Consider the following 16,735-nt stretch of genomic DNA (forward strand, 5'->3'; position numbering starts at 1 on the left):
TGTGCAGGGCCCGGTACCGGCGGCTTAGGGAAAAAATTAGGCGAACGGTGTCATGGTGCAGAGCGCCCTCAGGGCGCCTGGCTGGCGTGTATGCGGCTGACTTCCAGGGGCGTGACTGCGCTGGCCTGGTTACCCCACGAAGTGCGGATATGCGTGAGCACTGCTGCCACGTCACTGTCACCCAGCACCAGCACAAAGGGGGGCATGCCAAAGGGCCGCGGGTTGCCTTCCGTGGCGGGCGCGTAGCCTCCGTTGAGCACCATCTGCACCAGATTGGCCGTCGGCTTCATGGTCACCGCGCGGTTGCCCGCGAGCGCCGGGTAGGCATTGGCAACGCCCTGGCCGGCATTGCCATGGCACTGCTCGCAATGCTGTTCGTAAAGTTTGGCGCCTCTTGTTGCGGTGTTGGATGGCACGGCTTTGACAGGGGTGGCCGGGGTGGCGGGTAGGTCGGATTCCTGGCGCGCATTCGGAAGCTCCTTCAGAAACTGCGCCATCGCGTCCAGGTCTTCGTTGCTCAGGTACTGGGTGCTGCTCAGTACCACTTGCGCCATCGGGCCGGTGACCGAAGCGCGCGGCGAGACGCCGTTTTTGAGCAGGCTCACGATGTGCGCCCGGTCCCATTCGCCCACACCTGCTTCGTGCGGTGAAATCAGTGATGGTGCGTACCAGTTCTGCATCGGGATCAAGCCACCGGCCAGATCCATCTCTTGGCTGCTCGCACCCAGCGCGTTGCGCGTGGTGTGGCAGGCGCTGCAGTGGCCCAGGCCCTTGGCCAAATAGGCGCCGCGGTTCCATTCAGCGCTGCGGCTGGTGTCTGGCTGGTACACGCCGGGCCTGAAATACAGCGCGCGCCATACCGCCAGCGCCGCCTGCGACTGATAAGGAAACCGCAGCGCGTGGGGCCGGTTGGGCTGCGCCACGGCGGGCAGGCTGCCCAGGTAGGCAAATAGCGCGTCCGAATCTTCACGCGTGAGCTGCGTGTAGTTGATGTAAGGGAATGCGGGGTAGAGCAGGCGGCCGCTTTTTGAACGCCCGTTGTGCAGGGCACGCCAGAAGTAGGCGGATGACCAGGTGCCTATGCCGGTTTTGTCATCGGGCGTGAGGTTGGAGGTGAACACGCTGCCAAAAGGTGTGTTGATAGCGCGGCCGCCGGCATAGCGCTCGCCGCCACGCGCGGTGTGGCAGGCCATGCAGTTGCCGGCACGCGCCAGGTAGGCGCCGCGCGCAATCAGGCTGTCGCTGGGTGCGGCGGCGGCCATGAGCGCCTTCACATCCACTTCGTCCCGCATATTCAGGGCCCAGACCAGCGCTGCCGTGCCGGTGGCCACTATGCTCATTGCCAGTGCGAGCTTGACGACTTTTTTCAATTCCGGACCTTCACTTGGGCTTTCAGTTGGGTTGTGGCGGGGGCGCTTCCGCAGTCGATCGGGACAGCGCCCGGCGCAAGCGCGGGCAGGGTCACCTGCGGCTTGGTGCTGGCAGGCAAGGGCTGTGCGGCCACCCAGCTGGCCACCGCATTGATGTCTTCCAGGGTGAGGCGTGCCACCACGTCCTTCATGCAGTCAGGCGCCTGGGCACGGCGCTGGCCGGCTCTCCAGGCACCCAGCTGCGCATTGAGGTAGTCGCGCGGCAGACCCAGCAGGCCCGGAATGTGGGGCGCCACGCCGGTCATCGCCTGGCCGTGGCATTGCACGCAGGCCGGAACCTGCCGCGCAGCATCGCCCTGCATCACCAGGCGCTGGCCCAGGCGCAACAGGTTGGCGGACGCCGGGGTGGGAACGGGCGCAGGGTAGGGCACGTCGAGCTGGGAAAAATACTGTGCAATCTCCAGCAGGTAGGCGTCGCCTGCTGGCCCATTGAGTGGTTCAAGCAACTGCGTCATGAGGCCATAGTGGCGCCGCCCGTCGCGAAAATTGAGCAGCTGGTTGTAGAGGTAGCCTGCCGGTTTTCCGGCCAGACGCGGGTAATAGCCATCCGGCGCCGCGCGGCCTTGCGGGCCATGGCAAGCGGTACAGGCCAGGGCGCGCTGGGCGATGGTGTCTTCAAACGGTGCAGCGGCCATGGCTGGGCCAGTCAGGACGCCCGACATGCTGCAGGCCATCAAGGCAAACGCTGCAAGCCTGCGCGTCAGGGAATCAAGCGGGGTCTTTGCCATGGGGGAAATCATGCCTCACAAAATTGGGTGCCACAACGGTGTATCGGGCGAGCGCTCAGGTTCTAACGTTTTGGACCCTGCTTGAAGCGCGCACAAGCCACAAATTGATCCCCGCTGGTTGGCACTTCCTTCATGCGCAGGCCTTGGTCCAGCTCGGTACCCCAGGCGGCTCAATCGCTGGATGGCAGGTCTTCTTCATGGGCTTGACTGCCGTGTGGAGTCGCTGGGATTTTGCCTGATGCCGTCTGGCGCAGAAGCGCCAGCGGCCAAAGCCCGTCGTTGTCCGGGGGCAAGCGCGCGCCTGCCTCTGGAACGAAAATAGTCTATGACCTTGTATGCTATTAAATATATAGCTAATTGTTCCCGTCTTTATTGGGCTAGATGGTTATTTTTCTTAAATTTTTCGGCTTTAGCCCACAAGGGGCGCAGTCGACCAGAAAGGCAGCCGGATCACCACGTCAGACACCGGATGCGCCAGGCAGGGCAGGATGCAGCCTCCTGCTTGTCCTCGGCGCTCAGGCCCGGCCATTCGATGCGGTACACCACCAGGCCGCTGGTCAGCTGGCAGATACAGGTGCGGCAGCTGCCGTTACGGCACGAGTTCGCTAGCGTCAACCCTGCCGGCTCCGCAGCCTGTAGCAGCGGCAGCGAGGCGGGCGCCTCAAACGTGGCGCCGGCCGGTTCAACGCGTGCCGTAAAAACAAGCGTGGCGACTCTGCCTGGATGTCCCGATTCGGGACAAGGGGTATCGGGCTGCTGGCTGGCATTTTGCTGGTTGACTTTGAATTGAACTCTGCACAGCGTAGCGTGAAAGCAGACTGAATTTACGCCAGACCCGGCTTGCCTCGCCGCGATTTGCGCGACAATTCGGCCTCCCGACCATTTCCCCACTGATTCACAAGCGATTTTTTCATGTCCAGCTACTCCGTTCGTCCCGCCACTGCCCGCGATGCCAAAGCCATTGCTGAAATTCATGTGGCCGCCTGGCAAGCCGCCTACAAGGACGTGATGCCTGAGGACTACCTCAAAAAGATGACGCTGGAAAAGCGCCTGGCCTACTGGCGCGAAGCCATTGAGTTCAGCGAGCCGCAACTGCTGGTGGCTACCGAGGGTGAGCAGATCGTCGGTTTTGTGGGCTTTGACCGCTCACGCGATGCGGGCACCAGATCCACCATCGGCGAAATCTGGGCCCTGTACGTGGCGCCGGCCCATTGGGGTAATGGTGCGGGCCTGGCCCTCTGGGACGGTGCACGCGACGGCCTGAAGGAAGAAGGCTGCACGCAAGTGACCATTTGGGTGCTGCTGCGCAATGAACGCGCCCTGCGTTTTTGCGAACACGCCGCAGGCTTCAAGCGTGAAATGCCGTCGCTCAAGACGGTCGCCTTCGATAGCGCCAAACTGGAAGAAATACGTCTCAAGCGCGCGGTGGACTGAGGGCCGGTTTAACGCGCTGCGTGCGACCAACCGGGAGCACAGCAGCGTGGCCGTCGACACCCGCAGGCCCAGCGGATTGAATGCCATGCTCAGGCCGCCATGCTGGCCAGCCGGCCGACGGTCTGCGCCAGCAGGATCTGATGATCGGCCTCCAGCCCCATGGCCTGCGACAGCGCATGGCGGTCGATCCAGGCGCGAATGACTGTGGCCAACCCGGCCGAGGCACAGAACAGATACACGTTCTGTGCCATCGCCCCCGCAGCCACCGAGGCATACGACTCGCGTTGCGCCGCCGGCACCAGTTTCATGCGTGCGTGGTCGGTCACATAAATCAGCTCCAGTGGTGCGCTGTCCACGAAGTCCTGGTAGCCGGTGACACGTCGCACGTCGGTCGCGTTGACCAGCTGCAGCGTATGGGCGGACGGGTCATAGCTGTACAGTCCCTCGGGCAGGGCGACGTAAACATCAATTTCCTGTGAATTCATCGCGCTCGGGGCCGTGCGACCGCCCAGCAAGGGCCGGTTGACACCGGCGGCTGCCCATAGCAGATCCGACAGGGTCTGTCGCGGAAGTGGCGTGGAGTCGAACTCGCGTTGCGACTCCCGCTGGCGCAAGGCCTGCATCAGCGGCAGGCCTCCCTCGGTCTGCGGCGGCGGCAGGGTCAGCACGCGCGCAGCATCGCCCTGCGCAGGCCGCGGCTTGAGTTGGCCGATCAACCCCAACGCCATCTTGGTCAGCGTGTTCAAGGAGTTTTCCTTGTGTCGGGACCGCAGTGGCGCTCAGGACGGCACATTCACTTCGCCCTCTTCGTCTGGAATGAGCGGCGTCCCCTCGTCGGGGTTCACCGGCAACTCCAGGCCCTCTTCGTCTTCCTCCGTCTCCTCGGACGGTCCCTTGCGTGGCTGGCCGTGGTCGGCAGCGCTGGTTCTCAGGGCGGGTCTTGCAATGATGAGCATGGTGAATCTCCTTCAGAACTTCATGATCATGGGGTTCATGGCACGGCCTTCTAGGTGAACTGCGCGTTTTGCTGTCAGCTCAGGCTGACATTCAGGCTGGCAGGTCGGCTAACAGACAAGTTTTCGGAACCGTGCAGGAAAATACTCTCTTGTCCTACATACAAGCCCTCCGGCGCCGCACAGGCTTGCACCGGCCCTCCATTTAAAGTACAAGAGGCACGCCAGACCAGGATCGTCATCGCGTCATCTTCCAAACGTCTGCTCATCGCGTGTCATTCCGGGCATTCGTCGGCATGTAATGATTTTTTTGAAGGAATTGTCATGGAAAAATTCACGGTGGATACCGGCAATGCGCCGTCCGGCAGCGCCCTTCAGCGCGGCGTGGACTCGGCTGGCGCAGCGCTGCACAACACGATTGACAAGGTGGTCGACCCTGCGCGCAACACGGTGGACCGCGTGTCGACCGCAGCGCATGAAACGGTCGACAAACTCGCCGACAACGCGACCCATGCCGCAGAGCGGTTTTCGGATCAGACCCGCCGTGTGACCGAGGCACCAGCCCGCGCCCTTGGCTATTCGAAATCCTGGGTTCAGGAAAGGCCCCTCGAAGCGGTGGGAGCTGCCCTGGCTATCGGCTTTATATTGGGGCGTCTGACGGCCCGTTGATGAGACTGTCGCTCGGTTTGCAAAGGCGGGCATTCAAAAAAACCACTTGAGGGCGGTTTTTTCAGGGCGTGAGGAGGAATCCCGCATTGAGCACAGTGTTAGTTCCTCGTCGGCGCTCCAGCTGAAAATGCAGCAGTTGCCAGGTCGTCGTGGCAACGCCGTTTTCCTGCTGTTCCCTGATTCCCGGCTTAGGCCGCAATCCCAAATAATTATGGCCAGTAGCCTGCTTGCGCTGATTGATGACATCGCCTCCGTGCTGGATGATGTGGCGCTGCTTTCCAAGGTGGCGGCCAAAAAAACGGCCGGTGTGCTGGGTGATGATCTGGCGCTCAATGCCCAGCAGGTCGCGGGTGTGAAGGTCGACCGGGAGTTACCCGTGGTCTGGGCGGTGGCGAAAGGGTCGTTTATCAACAAATCGATTCTGGTGCCTGCCGCCCTGGCCATCAGTGCCTTTGCACCTTGGGCCATCACGCCGCTTCTGATGGTGGGCGGTGCCTATCTCTGCTTCGAAGGTTTTGAAAAACTGGCTCACAAGTTCATGTACAGCGCTGCCGAGCGGGCGGCGGAGCATGAAGCACTGGCGAGCGCGCTGGCCGACCCGGCGGTTGATCTGCTGGCTGTGGAAAAAAGCAAGATCAAGGGTGCCGTGCGCACTGACTTCATTCTGTCAGCCGAAATTGTGGCTATCACGCTGGGCACGGTGCAGAACAGTCCATTCATGATGCAGCTTGCGGTGCTCAGCGGTATCGCCGTCGTCATGACAGCGGGTGTATACGGCCTGGTGGCCGGCATCGTCAAAATTGATGACGGCGGCCTCTACCTCAGCCAGCGCGTCGGCGCCAGCGCGGTGCGTCATTTTCAGCGAAGCCTGGGCCGGGGCATTTTGCGTGCGGCTCCCTGGCTGATGAAAGGCCTCTCCGTGACGGGTACGGTGGCGATGTTTCTGGTGGGGGGCGGAATCCTCACGCATGGCGTCACCCCGCTGAACCACGCCATTGAAGCGCTGGCGCAACAGGCCGGCTCCTTGAGCGGAGCGGGCAGCCTGCTGGCCACGCTGACGCCATGGGCCATGAATACCGGCGTGGGCCTGCTGGCGGGGGCGCTGGTCTTGCTGGCAGTGACCCTGGTCAAGCGGGTTGGGGCCAGACCCTGAACTTTTATGATCGGCGGCCAGTTGACGTGGTCAAAGCGATAGGGACATTCCGGCTCGCTGCGGGCACTGCTGCGCAAAGGGTCACGCAGTTTGCCTAACGAGGGCCAGGCTGGCAGGCTTGCGTCCCGGAACACGGAGAGCGCAGGGCGCTTTCTGGCCTTGCCGCGGTGTTTACGGCGGGCTCTCGCCTGCGAGGGTGCAAATTCTTTTTCATGATCCCCGCCATTGGCCGGGCTGGTCGGGAGGCGCAGACGGGTCTGCTTCATGATCAGCGGCTACAGCGAGCGTGTCCGCCACGGGAAATGGCCAGCGGCCTTTTTTCTGAGGTATGGCGTGCATTGCCGCTTCTCTGGCGCGCTGCTCAAGGGCTTTGCGGCTGTCGCCGTCGGGAGGGGATACGTTGAATCTTGGCATGGTTGTCTCCGGGACATGAGGGTTCACCTTAACCGGCGTAAGCATTGCTGCATGTAGGCTAGCGGTGGTGCCGGCTGTAGGAAGGCTTGCGCTGCAGGCGTTCGTTCATGGCCTGTCGTGAAACAGCGGTTGCGATGTTTTGAGGAACTCGTGATGCGCCAGCGTCATGTCCTGCACGAGCGGAACGATGCGCGTATATGCCTCCTTGTCACCCATGAGCATGCGTTGCATCTCCTGCTGCATTGACCGGTTGAATCCAAGACAGCAGGTAGGCGTTGTTAAAACGCTGGAGCGCCTGATCCTCCACTCTGGTCTCTTGATGCGCGCCATGGCAGGTACTTGCGCACCCGGCTTCCTTGCCGAAACTGGCGTGGAAATCCGGACTGATTTTTTCAATCTTCATGGTGATCTCCCTGTCAATCGACTCAGCAGAATACGTAGGCAGCCATGAAAAGACCATGACCTACCCGGTGTTGTGCCTATTTGATTCAGCGTCTACAAGCTAAAAAAAGTACTGATGAGCTTGAGAGTTCTTCTGTGAACTCGCCGTTTCAAGGTTTCCCCAGGGCTTTTTCCCGGGCGGCATTCCCATCTGTTAAAACAGATGGGATCTTTCTTCATGGTTTGCCCTCCGATGCCCATTTCCCACCACGTTTCCAGTCCGGAACCTATTGCCAGCGCGCCGCCCGCCATTCACTGGACGGAAGCAGGCGAAGCGCGCTCCGCGCTCTGGCGCTCGGAGCGTGGCGCACCATCCCCCAAACGGGTGATGCTGGCTGACGACACCATGACGGCTGATACCGCCTACCGGCTGGCCTGCGAGGGCACGGCCTTGCTCTGGCGGGGTGATTTTCACAATGCCAGGCAGTTGCTGCAGGCGCTGGCGCGGCGAGCCGACAAACCGGCCCAAGCCACTAAAAAACCGCGAAAAAAGCCCGCTGAGCCGTCGGCCGCTGCGGCGTCGCCTGCGGAGGCGTTTCACCTGCATCGTCAGGCCCAATCGCAGCGGGCGCGTGTGCTGGGCATGGTGCTGCTTCCTTTCGATGCGGATTACGGCATTCCACTGCGCCGGGCACCGGATGCGCGGCAAGCCTGTGCCGAAGCATGGGGCGCTGCCGATGAAGCCGTGGGCCCGTCGGTGGCTTCATTGCGCGAACTGCTGGGCCTGATCAGTGCCCACGAATGGCGCAAAAAAGGCATTGAAATTGCAGCACTTGGTGCGCCGCCCCATAACCGTATTCATCCCCATTACGGCGTGTTTTCCCCGGTGCGGGGTGAGTATGTGGGCCTGGTGGCCAACGCCCCCTGGCCATCCGCCGGGCCAGCACCGCTCGTGGCGTTTGACATCGGCACGGGCACCGGTGTGCTGGCTGCCGTGCTGGCACGACGCGGCATCGGGCAGGTGGTGGCTACCGACCAGGACCCGCGTGCGCTGGCCTGCGCCCGTGAGAACCTGGCGCGCCTTGGCGTGGCCGGGCAGGTCCGGGTCGCGCAGGCCCATCTCTTTCCCGCGGGCCGGGCGTCGCTCGTCGTGTGCAACCCACCCTGGCTGCCGGCACGGCCCAGCTCGCCCATAGAACACGCGGTGTATGACGAAGGCAGCCGCATGCTGCTGGGCTTCCTCAAGGGTCTGGCGGCGCACCTTGCACCTGGCGGCGAGGGCTGGCTCATCCTGTCTGATTTTGCCGAACACCTGGGGCTGCGCTCACGCGCTGAACTGCTGGCGGCGATTGAAGGCGCCGGGTTAAAGGTCGTGGGCCGGATCGATGCCAAGCCTGAGCACCCCAAGGCCACAGACGCCACGGACCCGCTGCATGCCGCGCGGGCTGCCGAGGTGACGTCACTCTGGCGTCTGGCTGCTGCTTAGTCCATAAGGGCCATGACCATCCTGCTCGCGCCCATGGAGGGGCTGCTCGATTTCGTGTTGCGCGACATTCTCACGCGGGCGGGCGGCATCGACCGTTGTGTGTCCGAGTTCATTCGCATCACCGACCAGTTGCTGCCCGAGCGTGTGTTCACCCGCATCGTGCCAGAGCTGCACACAGGCGGCCGCACCTTGGCTGGCGTGCCGGTGCGCGCCCAACTGCTCGGCTCCGACCCGGTCTGCCTCGCCGAGAATGCCGCCCGGCTCGCGGGTCTGGGGCCTGCCGGCATTGACCTGAACTTCGGCTGCCCAGCCAAGGTGGTGAACCGTCATGGCGGCGGTGCCGCACTGCTGGATGAACCTGACGCCATCGCGGCCATCGTCACTGCGGTGCGCCGCGCCGTGCCTGCCCATGTGCCGGTGTCCGCCAAGATGCGGCTGGGTTACAGCGATGATTCGCGAGCGGTGGAGTGTGCGCTGGCCATTGCCGGCGGCGGCGCTGACGAACTGGTGGTGCATGCCCGTACCAAAGAGCAGGCGTACCGGCCACCAGCCTACTGGGATCGCATTGCAGACATTCGCGCCGTGCTGCGCATTCCGGTGGTGGCGAACGGCGAAATATGGACGGTGGATGATGCGCGCCGCTGCCGCGAAGCCTCGGGCTGCGACATGCTGATGCTGGGCCGCGGCGCCGTGACCGATCCCGGCCTCGCCCTGGCCATCAAGGCAGACATGACGAGTGCTGCAGTCGATCCGGCCCCGGCTGTCATTACCTGGCCCGCGCTGCTGCCCCTCATGGCGGAATTCTGGCAGCTTGTGTGCACCCGGCTGGATACGCGCTCGCGCGCCGGCCGGCTTAAGCAATGGCTCAACTTTTTGCGCCGCCGTTTCCCCGAAGCTGAAACCGCCTACCAGCAACTCAAGAGCATCAACGACCCAGCGCTCATTGATGGGTGGCTGGCGGGCGTGGTGCAGAAGCGTCAAGCGTCCGCTACGATGCCCTTTTATTCATTTACCCACCGAAAGAACCCATGACCAACGCCATCTACACGGCCTCGATTCCCGTCTTCAAACAGATGCTGGGCGGACTTCAAGATGTTTTGACCAAGGCCGAAGCGCACGTCGTCGCAAAAAAGATCGATCCCAATGCACTGCTGCAGGCGCGCCTGTTCCCGGACATGTTCCCGCTGCTGCGCCAGGTCCAGGTGGCTACCGACTTCGCCAAAAGCGTGTCAGCGCGGCTGGCAGGCGTGGAGGTGCCCAAGCTGGAGGACACCGAGCAGAGCTTTGCCGACCTGCAGGCGCGTATCGCCACCGTGTTGGCTTTCATTGAAGGGCTGGATGTAGCCAAGTTTGACGAAGCCGCCACGCGCGTGATTGTGACGCAGGCTGGCACACCCAAAGAAAAACGGTTTACCGGCCAGTCTTATTTGCTCAATTACGGCCTGCCGCATTTCTTTTTTCACATCACCACGGCCTATTCCATCCTGCGCCAGGGCGGCGTCGAAGTGGGCAAGAAGGACTACATCGGCACGTATTGAGCAGGGCCCGGGCGCGCACCAACCCGGTAGCGGGCGTGAAGGGACGGGGTCGCCCGTTACTGCCTCGTCAGCGTTTGGGGCTGTGTTTTTGCATAGGAGCCCGCTGCCTGGGCGGCGGCCTCTGCGCCGCGTACCAGCATGTCGTTATCGCGTATGGCAAACATGCGCTCCAGATCCTGTTTGGGTTCGCGGTTGGCACCGGGTTTTTTTGGGGGCTCAACCCACACTGAACGATCGGGAAGTTCCGGATAAGGGCAAGTGTCGCCAACTTCCAGTTGCCACGAGATGCCGTAGAGCCAGTCCGAGGCGCGCGGCTCAAAGCGCGTGATCTCCACCATCAGCGACTTCTGGAAAGCGACGGCATAGGTCAGCAAACGCAGGTCCCAGTGCTTCATGACCAGCCGCACATACATGCCTTCTCCGCGACTGCGACTGGAGACCAGCAGCATCTGGCAGTCCAGCCAGCTGGGTGGAATGCCGTGTCGACGCATGACGTCGCGCACCAGAACCTGGATCAGTTGGCGCCGCAAGGCATTGGCAGAGCCATCCTCAATGGTGGCGGGCCCCTCGGCGGGGGGCTGGAGCCCGGCGAGGACTGGTTTCGTGCGGCTCTTCAGGCCGAACAACTGGCTGATGTTCATGGCATTTTCCTCGTTCCACTGGTAGGTCAACGTGATTTAAAGGTGGCTGACCATTTGCCTGTTGCTTCCTCAGGCGTTACAAAGTATCAGTTATCGTCGGCTAGCCCAGAGTGCAAGTCAAGCGGCTTTGTGTTTTGCTGGGCTTTGGATTTGGCAATTTTTCACGAAAAAATTGACTATTTGTTCGCCGCCACCAGTTGCGGCACCCAGCGGCAAGCAAGCGGTGCACGCGCCTTGGCGCTTGCGTCCTGCCTGGCTATCAGCCTGCAGGGCGGACGGCAGTGCGCGGCCTATGGTGAAAATTCGGCATAGCAACTTTCAACAACGCGCTGGCGAGCATCGACATCCTGCTCGTGCTGGTCACCCTGGTCTGGGCCCTGGACGCCGTCTGGCGCTGGGCGCGCTGGATGGCCTATGCCAACATTCCGTATTTGCTGTGGGTGGCGTTTGCCGCCGTGCTGCCGCTCAGCATTACTTGGCTTACCCGGTAGAGCCTGTCAAGCGGCCCGACGAGATCAACACGCAGGTGCCCGCTTAAAATCCACAGCTGATCCAGCTGCTACGGCGCTTGATCGGCAGCTCCACCATCTCATCCCACCACCCTCACCATGACCGGGTAAGCGCATGTCCCTTGAAGTTATCGAAGCCCAAACGGGCGAAAACCCCGTCGCCACCATTCTCATCATGCACGGCCTGGGGGCTGACGGGCGCGACTTCGTGCCCATTGCCGAACAGCTGGATTTGTCCAGCGTGGGTCCCGTGCGGTTTTTGTTTCCCAGTGCCCCCAGCATTCCGGTCACGATCAATGGCGGCTACGTCATGCCCGCCTGGTACGACATTTTGGGTGCCGACCTGGTTCGGCGCGAAGACCAGGCCGGTCTGCGCCACTCGCAGGCGTCGATTGAAACGCTGATCGCCCATGAAGTCTCGCGCGGCATTCCGGCTCACCGCATCGTGGTGGCCGGTTTTTCGCAGGGCGGCGCCATGGCGCTCATGACGGGGCTGCGCCACAGCGAGCGGCTGGCCGGCATTGCGGTCCTGTCTGGCTACCTGCCGCTGGCGGACAAAACCGCCGAAGAGCGCAGCGCCGCCAACCAGGATGTGCCCCTCTTTCTGGCCCATGGCACGCGCGATGGTGTGGTGGCACTGCCGCGCGCCACAGCCACTTGCGATGCGCTCATGGCGCTGGGCTACCCGGTGGAGTGGCACGAGTACCTGATGGAGCACTCGGTTTGCCCGCAGGAGATTGCCGACCTGCAGCGGTGGCTGCAGTGCGTGCTGGCCTGAGTTGAATCAATGATGGGGATAAAAAATGACCGCCCGCCCTTGCATCACGGTCGCAGGTCACTAGCAAAACAAGAGCAATGCGGGTGGACGGCCAGCGCTAAAGCGGCGAAGGCTGCGTTTTTTCGTAGCCGACCGGTGCGTGGCTGCCTGCTGCGCTGCTGATCTCCTGGTCGCGTATGAAAAACAGGCGTTCCAAGTCCTGCCGTGCATCATTTTCCGCAGTGGCCTGGACAGGCTGAGCAACCGGGGTAGCCTGAGCAACTGGAGCAACTGGAGCAACTGGAGCAACTGGAATAGCTTGTTTCACCGGCTCGAGCCAGAAAGCCTTGTCCGGCAGCGTCAGGTAGGGGCAAGTGTCTGCCATTTCCAGCTGCCACGAAATGCCGTGCAGCCAGTCGGAGGCTTGTGGTTCAACGCGGACAATGTCGGCAAGCAGCGTATTCTGCAGAGCGAAGGCGTAGTTCATCAGGCGATCGTCCCATTGCTTCATGACAAGCCGCACATACATGCCGGGCCCGCGACTGCTGCTGGACACCACCAGCATCTGCAGGTCAATCCAGTGAGGTGGTATGCCGTGCTTGCGTATGACATCGCGCAGCAGCACTTGCACCAGCTGGCGACGGATGGCATTTTCCGAGCCTTCCTGTATGGTGGCGGGGTTGTCGCGGCTCGCGGCGGGTGCGCTCCGGACCGGCGTTGCCTGAGAGGACGCGCCAAACAAGCTGCGTATCAAATTTTTCATTTTTATGTAAGTTTTAACGCCGCTTCGGGTCAGAAGTCCCTGCACCAGCGGCTCCATGGGGATGCGCGCAAGATGGTCGGCGTATTGCGGAAAGTTTTTTATCGTCGTTGAGCGGGTCAGGCAAGTCAAGAAGTTTCTGCAACATGGCGGCCGGACGTGATTTGGCGCCTACACCTGAGCTATAAAGAATGGAAAGGCACCTAAAAATACCATGTACGGCTCAAATCCCGCCATCTTGCTGGCAGCCCTTGCAGACTCCACCACGCTGTGCAGGCAAGCCGGTTTCGCCAGCGCGAAGCGCTGGCCTGTGATACCTTCCACGCCAATTCAAGAATTTGAGGGATGACGAAATGACCAAGTTGCAGGCGCCTGCGGGCGCGCTCATGCAGGATCGCCTGAAAGCGCTCACCCCGGCCCAGCTATTGGGCATGCGCCGCGGCATCGAAAAGGAAAGCCTGCGCACCCAGCCCGGTGGCGGCCTGGCGCTGACACCACACCCGGCAGCCCTCGGCTCGGCGCTTACGCACCCGAACATCACCACCGACTTCAGCGAGTCGCAGATGGAGCTGGTCACCAGCGCGCACAAAAGTTGCGAAGCTGCGCTGGAGGAACTCACGCAACTGCACCAGTTCACCTACCGCGCCTTGAAAGACCTCGGCGACGAAATGCTCTGGGTGTCCAGCATGCCCTGTGGTTTGCCGACCGACGAGACCATTCCCATTGCCCGCTTTGGCTTGTCCAACGTCGGGCGCGCCAGAAGTGTTTACCGCATGGGCTTGAGCCACCGCTATGGCCGGCGCATGCAAACCATCTCGGGCATTCACTACAACTGGTCTTTGCCCGGCGTGACAAGCGAGCAGTACTTTGCGCTCACCCGGAATTTCCGCCGCCACGCTTTTTTGCTGCTGTTCCTGTTTGGCGCGTCGCCCGCCGTCTGTCCCACCTTTGTGGCCGGCCGCCAGCACGAGCTGCAGCGGCTGGCCGGGCACACGCTGTACATGCCGCATGGCACCTCGCTGCGCATGGGGCGCCTGGGCTACCAGAGCGATGCGCAAGCCTCGCTGGCTGTCAGCTACAACAGCCTCGAAGGCTACTGCGCTTCCTTGCAGGCCGCGCTGATGCAGCCTTACCCACCCTATGAAAAAGTTGGCATCCGCAGCCCCGGCGGCGACTACAACCAGCTGGCCACCACGCTGCTGCAGATTGAAAACGAGTTCTACGGCACCATCCGCCCCAAGCGCGTGATCTTCCCTGGCGAGCGTCCGCTGCACGCCCTGCGCGAGCGCGGGGTTGAATATGTCGAAGTGCGCCTGATGGACCTGGACCCCTTCGAGCCACTCGGCATCAACGCGCAAACCATGCGTTTCCTTGATGTGTTTTTGCTGCACTGTCTGCTGAGCGACAGCCCGGACGACACGCCGCAGGAAATTGCCGAACTCAAGCACAACCAGCACGATGCGGCTGCGCGCGGCCGCCAACCCGGTCTCTTGCTGAAGCGCGCTGGGCGCGAGGTGCCACTGACCGAGTGGGGCACCGAGCTGCTGGCCCAATGCGCCCCCATCGCCGCCGCGCTGGACGCCGCGCATGGCGGCACGCAATACAGCGAGTCGTTGGCCGCGGCCGGTGCTGCGCTGGTGGACACCAGCACCCTGCCGTCAGCCCGCGTGCTGGCCGCCATGGCACAGGACTTTGACAACTCCTTCATGGAATTTGCCCGGGCCCAGTCTGCCAAGACTCAAGGAGCACTGCAGGGCCTGCCCTTGCCCGACGGGCCGCTCGCGCGCTTGACCGCGCAGAGCCAGAAATCCATCGAAGAGCAAAAGAAGATCGAAGCCTCGGATAGCCTGACCTTTGAGGCCTACCGCCAGCAGTATGTATCGGCGGAGCGCCTGGGGGTAAAAATTTAAAAGAAAAATCCTGCTAGCCCAAGCAGGACGGGCATAGTTAGCTATTAAAGTAATAGTTAAATCAGCTCGCTGGCGACCTGTCTGGCTGGCTTTGTGGCGGGTTTGCTTATGGTTTTGTCGGGGCAGCCATGCGCCGCCAGACATACAGCCCGATAAACGCGCCACCCAGCACCAGCGCAAACCAGCCCACCAGTGACGCCTTGGCCACAATGCCCTGCATGCCCGGTGAAGTGATGAAGTAGGGCGACACCAGCACGGCCACGCCAATGAGGGCGCACAAAATGCCTTTGAACAGCAACTCGTTGCTGGCTTTGTCGTCGGCTTGGCGGCTGGCGGGGTTGTTGGGCCTGCGGGTGGGTGGAGTAGGTAAGGGCATGGGATGTTGCTGTTGATAGTGTGATGCGGCGTTGACACCGGCGGCTCTTAGCGGCTTTGACGCGGCTTTGTCCTGATTTTCCCCTATCCTTGGTCGGCCGCGCATGGCGTTCTCCGCAGGCTGGGTGCCTCAAAAGGCCCATCACTTGACCAAAAATTGCATGAGCAGAGCCCTCGGTGCTATTTTTTCATTGCGGCTGGCTGCTGATTGACATTGAAAATAGGCTCAAGCACCTATGGAAAGGGCTGCAGCAGCTATCAAAAGCGCAGCGCTTCGGTAGCCCCCTGTCAGGCTTTCCGCTCTTCCAGCTGGCGCAGCACTTCATGCGCCGCCGGTTCTGATGACGCCGGGTTTTGCCCGGTGATCAGGTTGCCGTCGGTCACCACATGGGGCTGCCAGTCGGCGGCCTTGCTGTAAATGCCACCGTTTTTGCCCAGCACGTCTTCCACCAGAAAGGGGACGACATCGGTGAGCTGCACGGCGGCTTCTTCGGTGTTGGTAAAGCCGGTGACCTGTTTGCCCTTTACCAGTGGCGAGCCGTTGGCGGCTTTTGTGTGGCGTAGCACGCCGGGCGCATGACACACGGCAGCCACGATCTTGTCGGCGGCATACAGGATCTCAATGAGTTTGATCGAGTCGGCATCTTCAGCCAGGTCCCACAGCGGGCCATGGCCGCCGGGGTAAAACACGGCGTCAAAAGTCTCGGCCGACACGCTGGAGAGCTTGACGCTATGGGCCAGTGCGTCTTGCGCAGGGATGTCGGCCTTGAAGCGGCGCGTTGCCTCGGTCTGCGAGTCCGGCTCGTCGCTTTTTGGATCCAGCGGAGGTTGCCCGCCCAGCGGTGAAGCCAGCGTAATATCGACGCCCGCGTCCTTGAACACGTAGTAGGGCGCGGCAAATTCCTCGAGCCAGAAGCCGGTTTTTTTGCCGGTGTTGCCCAACTCGTCGTGCGAGGTTAGAACCATCAGTATTTTCATAGTCATTCCCTGAGTCTGCAGCAGTGGCTGCGTTGTAAAAATGGCGGAGCAAGCGCGCTGACTTCACTCTACCCAGATTGCAGAAGCTCATTTTTCCGCAGTCAACGTCAGCCCGGTGCAGGCGGAGGGGCGCTTTGCCTGTAAGCCATGGCCGCATGCTGCAAGAGCGTTCACAATTCGTGCTGGCGGAGCGAATGGACGCACAGCCCGCCAATGCACGGAAAAAAGCAAAGAAAGAACATTCAGAGATGGCTATTCAATGGTTCCCGGGTCACATGCACCTGACCAAAAAGGCGATTCAGGAGCGCATCAAGGAAATTGATGTGGTGATTGAGCTGCTCGACGCGCGTCTGCCCGGGTCGAGTGCCAACCCCATGCTGGCCGAGCTTACCGGTGCCAAGCCCGCGCTCAAGGTGCTCAACAAGCAGGACCTGGCCGACCCGGCCCGCACCGCCCTCTGGCTGGCCCATTACAACAGCCTGCCCGGCACGCGGGCCATTGGGCTGGACGCCAGCATGAGCACGCCCGCCAAAGCGCTCATCGAGGCCTGCCATGCGCTGGCACCGAGCCGCGGCAGCATGGTCAAACCCATGCGCGTGCTGATTTGCGGCATTCCCAA

General features: G+C 62.0%; 20 protein-coding genes and 1 pseudogene. 10 read left to right on the forward strand and 11 right to left on the reverse strand.

Annotation, left to right across the window (positions count from 1 at the left end; translation table 11 throughout):
- Nucleotides 1-68: 68 nt before the first annotated feature.
- The 3 genes and pseudogenes from B3F77_RS15430 to B3F77_RS15440 form a co-directional block, all read right to left on the reverse strand.
- Complete coding sequence (locus B3F77_RS15430; protein ID WP_293605803.1) at nucleotides 69-1,370, reverse strand: cytochrome c; 1,302 nt, start codon at nucleotides 1,368-1,370, stop codon at nucleotides 69-71.
- A complete protein-coding gene (locus tag B3F77_RS15435; protein WP_414703021.1) occupies nucleotides 1,367-2,158 on the reverse strand; it encodes a c-type cytochrome in 792 nt (263 codons plus the stop codon). The genes B3F77_RS15430 and B3F77_RS15435 overlap by 4 nt, the downstream gene beginning before the upstream one ends.
- Before the next feature lie 409 nt (nucleotides 2,159-2,567).
- Nucleotides 2,568-2,806, reverse strand: a pseudogene (locus tag B3F77_RS15440) (2Fe-2S iron-sulfur cluster-binding protein).
- 264 nt (nucleotides 2,807-3,070) lie between these two features.
- Here B3F77_RS15440 and B3F77_RS15445 point away from each other — a divergent pair.
- Nucleotides 3,071-3,592 (forward strand): GNAT family N-acetyltransferase, encoded by a 522-nt coding sequence (locus tag B3F77_RS15445; protein ID WP_293605804.1) that lies wholly within the window; start codon nucleotides 3,071-3,073, stop codon nucleotides 3,590-3,592.
- 89 nt (nucleotides 3,593-3,681) lie between these two features.
- Here the strand turns inward: B3F77_RS15445 and B3F77_RS15450 are convergent, their stop codons facing one another.
- Nucleotides 3,682-4,320: a SagB/ThcOx family dehydrogenase gene (locus B3F77_RS15450; RefSeq protein WP_293605826.1), complete on the reverse strand. Its 639-nt coding sequence runs from the start codon at nucleotides 4,318-4,320 to the stop codon at nucleotides 3,682-3,684.
- Nucleotides 4,321-4,371: 51 nt separating this feature from the next.
- Nucleotides 4,372-4,548: a hypothetical protein gene (locus tag B3F77_RS15455; RefSeq protein WP_293605805.1), complete on the reverse strand. Its 177-nt coding sequence runs from the start codon at nucleotides 4,546-4,548 to the stop codon at nucleotides 4,372-4,374.
- Nucleotides 4,549-4,869: 321 nt separating this feature from the next.
- Between B3F77_RS15455 and B3F77_RS15460 the strand changes: the two genes are divergently transcribed.
- Entirely contained in the window at nucleotides 4,870-5,214 is a 345-nt protein-coding gene (locus B3F77_RS15460; RefSeq protein ID WP_293605806.1) for a DUF883 family protein, read from the forward strand.
- Between the two features lie 211 nt (nucleotides 5,215-5,425).
- Nucleotides 5,426-6,367, forward strand: coding sequence for a DUF808 domain-containing protein (locus B3F77_RS15465; protein ID WP_293605807.1), 942 nt, complete (start codon nucleotides 5,426-5,428; stop codon nucleotides 6,365-6,367).
- Between the two features lie 210 nt (nucleotides 6,368-6,577).
- Here B3F77_RS15465 and B3F77_RS15470 read toward each other — a convergent pair whose 3' ends face one another.
- Nucleotides 6,578-6,781: a hypothetical protein gene (locus B3F77_RS15470; RefSeq protein ID WP_293605808.1), complete on the reverse strand. Its 204-nt coding sequence runs from the start codon at nucleotides 6,779-6,781 to the stop codon at nucleotides 6,578-6,580.
- Between the two features lie 208 nt (nucleotides 6,782-6,989).
- Nucleotides 6,990-7,184, reverse strand: coding sequence for a hypothetical protein (locus tag B3F77_RS15475; RefSeq protein WP_293605809.1), 195 nt, complete (start codon nucleotides 7,182-7,184; stop codon nucleotides 6,990-6,992).
- 231 nt (nucleotides 7,185-7,415) lie between these two features.
- Between B3F77_RS15475 and B3F77_RS15480 the strand changes: the two genes are divergently transcribed.
- Genes B3F77_RS15480 through B3F77_RS15490 form a run of 3 tightly spaced genes read left to right on the forward strand, consistent with a single transcriptional unit; the run spans nucleotide 7,416 to nucleotide 10,186 of the window.
- Nucleotides 7,416-8,648 (forward strand): class I SAM-dependent methyltransferase, encoded by a 1,233-nt coding sequence (locus B3F77_RS15480; protein ID WP_293605810.1) that lies wholly within the window; start codon nucleotides 7,416-7,418, stop codon nucleotides 8,646-8,648.
- Nucleotides 8,649-8,660: 12 nt separating this feature from the next.
- On the forward strand, nucleotides 8,661-9,680 hold the full coding sequence (locus B3F77_RS15485) for a tRNA dihydrouridine synthase (protein WP_293605811.1): 1,020 nt from the start codon (nucleotides 8,661-8,663) through the stop codon (nucleotides 9,678-9,680).
- Complete coding sequence (locus B3F77_RS15490; protein WP_293605812.1) at nucleotides 9,677-10,186, forward strand: DUF1993 domain-containing protein; 510 nt, start codon at nucleotides 9,677-9,679, stop codon at nucleotides 10,184-10,186. The genes B3F77_RS15485 and B3F77_RS15490 overlap by 4 nt, the downstream gene beginning before the upstream one ends.
- A gap of 56 nt (nucleotides 10,187-10,242) precedes the next feature.
- Here the strand turns inward: B3F77_RS15490 and B3F77_RS15495 are convergent, their stop codons facing one another.
- Complete coding sequence (locus B3F77_RS15495; protein WP_293605813.1) at nucleotides 10,243-10,827, reverse strand: hypothetical protein; 585 nt, start codon at nucleotides 10,825-10,827, stop codon at nucleotides 10,243-10,245.
- A gap of 338 nt (nucleotides 10,828-11,165) precedes the next feature.
- Here B3F77_RS15495 and B3F77_RS15500 point away from each other — a divergent pair, with 338 nt between their 5' ends.
- On the forward strand, nucleotides 11,166-11,318 hold the full coding sequence (locus B3F77_RS15500; RefSeq protein ID WP_293605827.1) for a tryptophan-rich sensory protein: 153 nt from the start codon (nucleotides 11,166-11,168) through the stop codon (nucleotides 11,316-11,318).
- A 133-nt stretch (nucleotides 11,319-11,451) separates the two neighbouring features.
- Complete coding sequence (locus tag B3F77_RS15505) at nucleotides 11,452-12,114, forward strand: alpha/beta hydrolase (RefSeq protein WP_293605814.1); 663 nt, start codon at nucleotides 11,452-11,454, stop codon at nucleotides 12,112-12,114.
- A 97-nt stretch (nucleotides 12,115-12,211) separates the two neighbouring features.
- Here B3F77_RS15505 and B3F77_RS15510 read toward each other — a convergent pair whose 3' ends face one another.
- Nucleotides 12,212-12,856, reverse strand: a complete 645-nt coding sequence (locus B3F77_RS15510; protein WP_293605815.1) for a hypothetical protein — start codon at nucleotides 12,854-12,856, stop codon at nucleotides 12,212-12,214.
- A gap of 350 nt (nucleotides 12,857-13,206) precedes the next feature.
- Here B3F77_RS15510 and gshA point away from each other — a divergent pair, with 350 nt between their 5' ends.
- Nucleotides 13,207-14,763, forward strand: coding sequence for a glutamate--cysteine ligase (gshA, locus tag B3F77_RS15515; protein ID WP_293605816.1), 1,557 nt, complete (start codon nucleotides 13,207-13,209; stop codon nucleotides 14,761-14,763).
- A 106-nt stretch (nucleotides 14,764-14,869) separates the two neighbouring features.
- On the opposite strand, the gene B3F77_RS15520 is transcribed toward gshA, so the two are convergent.
- Nucleotides 14,870-15,139: a hypothetical protein gene (locus tag B3F77_RS15520; protein ID WP_293605817.1), complete on the reverse strand. Its 270-nt coding sequence runs from the start codon at nucleotides 15,137-15,139 to the stop codon at nucleotides 14,870-14,872.
- Between the two features lie 287 nt (nucleotides 15,140-15,426).
- Nucleotides 15,427-16,116: a type 1 glutamine amidotransferase domain-containing protein gene (locus B3F77_RS15525; RefSeq protein WP_293605818.1), complete on the reverse strand. Its 690-nt coding sequence runs from the start codon at nucleotides 16,114-16,116 to the stop codon at nucleotides 15,427-15,429.
- Between the two features lie 248 nt (nucleotides 16,117-16,364).
- Between B3F77_RS15525 and B3F77_RS15530 the strand changes: the two genes are divergently transcribed.
- A partial coding sequence (locus B3F77_RS15530; protein ID WP_422662096.1) for a YlqF/YawG family GTPase occupies nucleotides 16,365-16,735 on the forward strand: 371 nt, incomplete at its 3' end.

The organism is Polaromonas sp. UBA4122 (assembly GCA_002381615.1).
GTDB lineage: Bacteria > Pseudomonadota > Gammaproteobacteria > Burkholderiales > Burkholderiaceae_C > Polaromonas.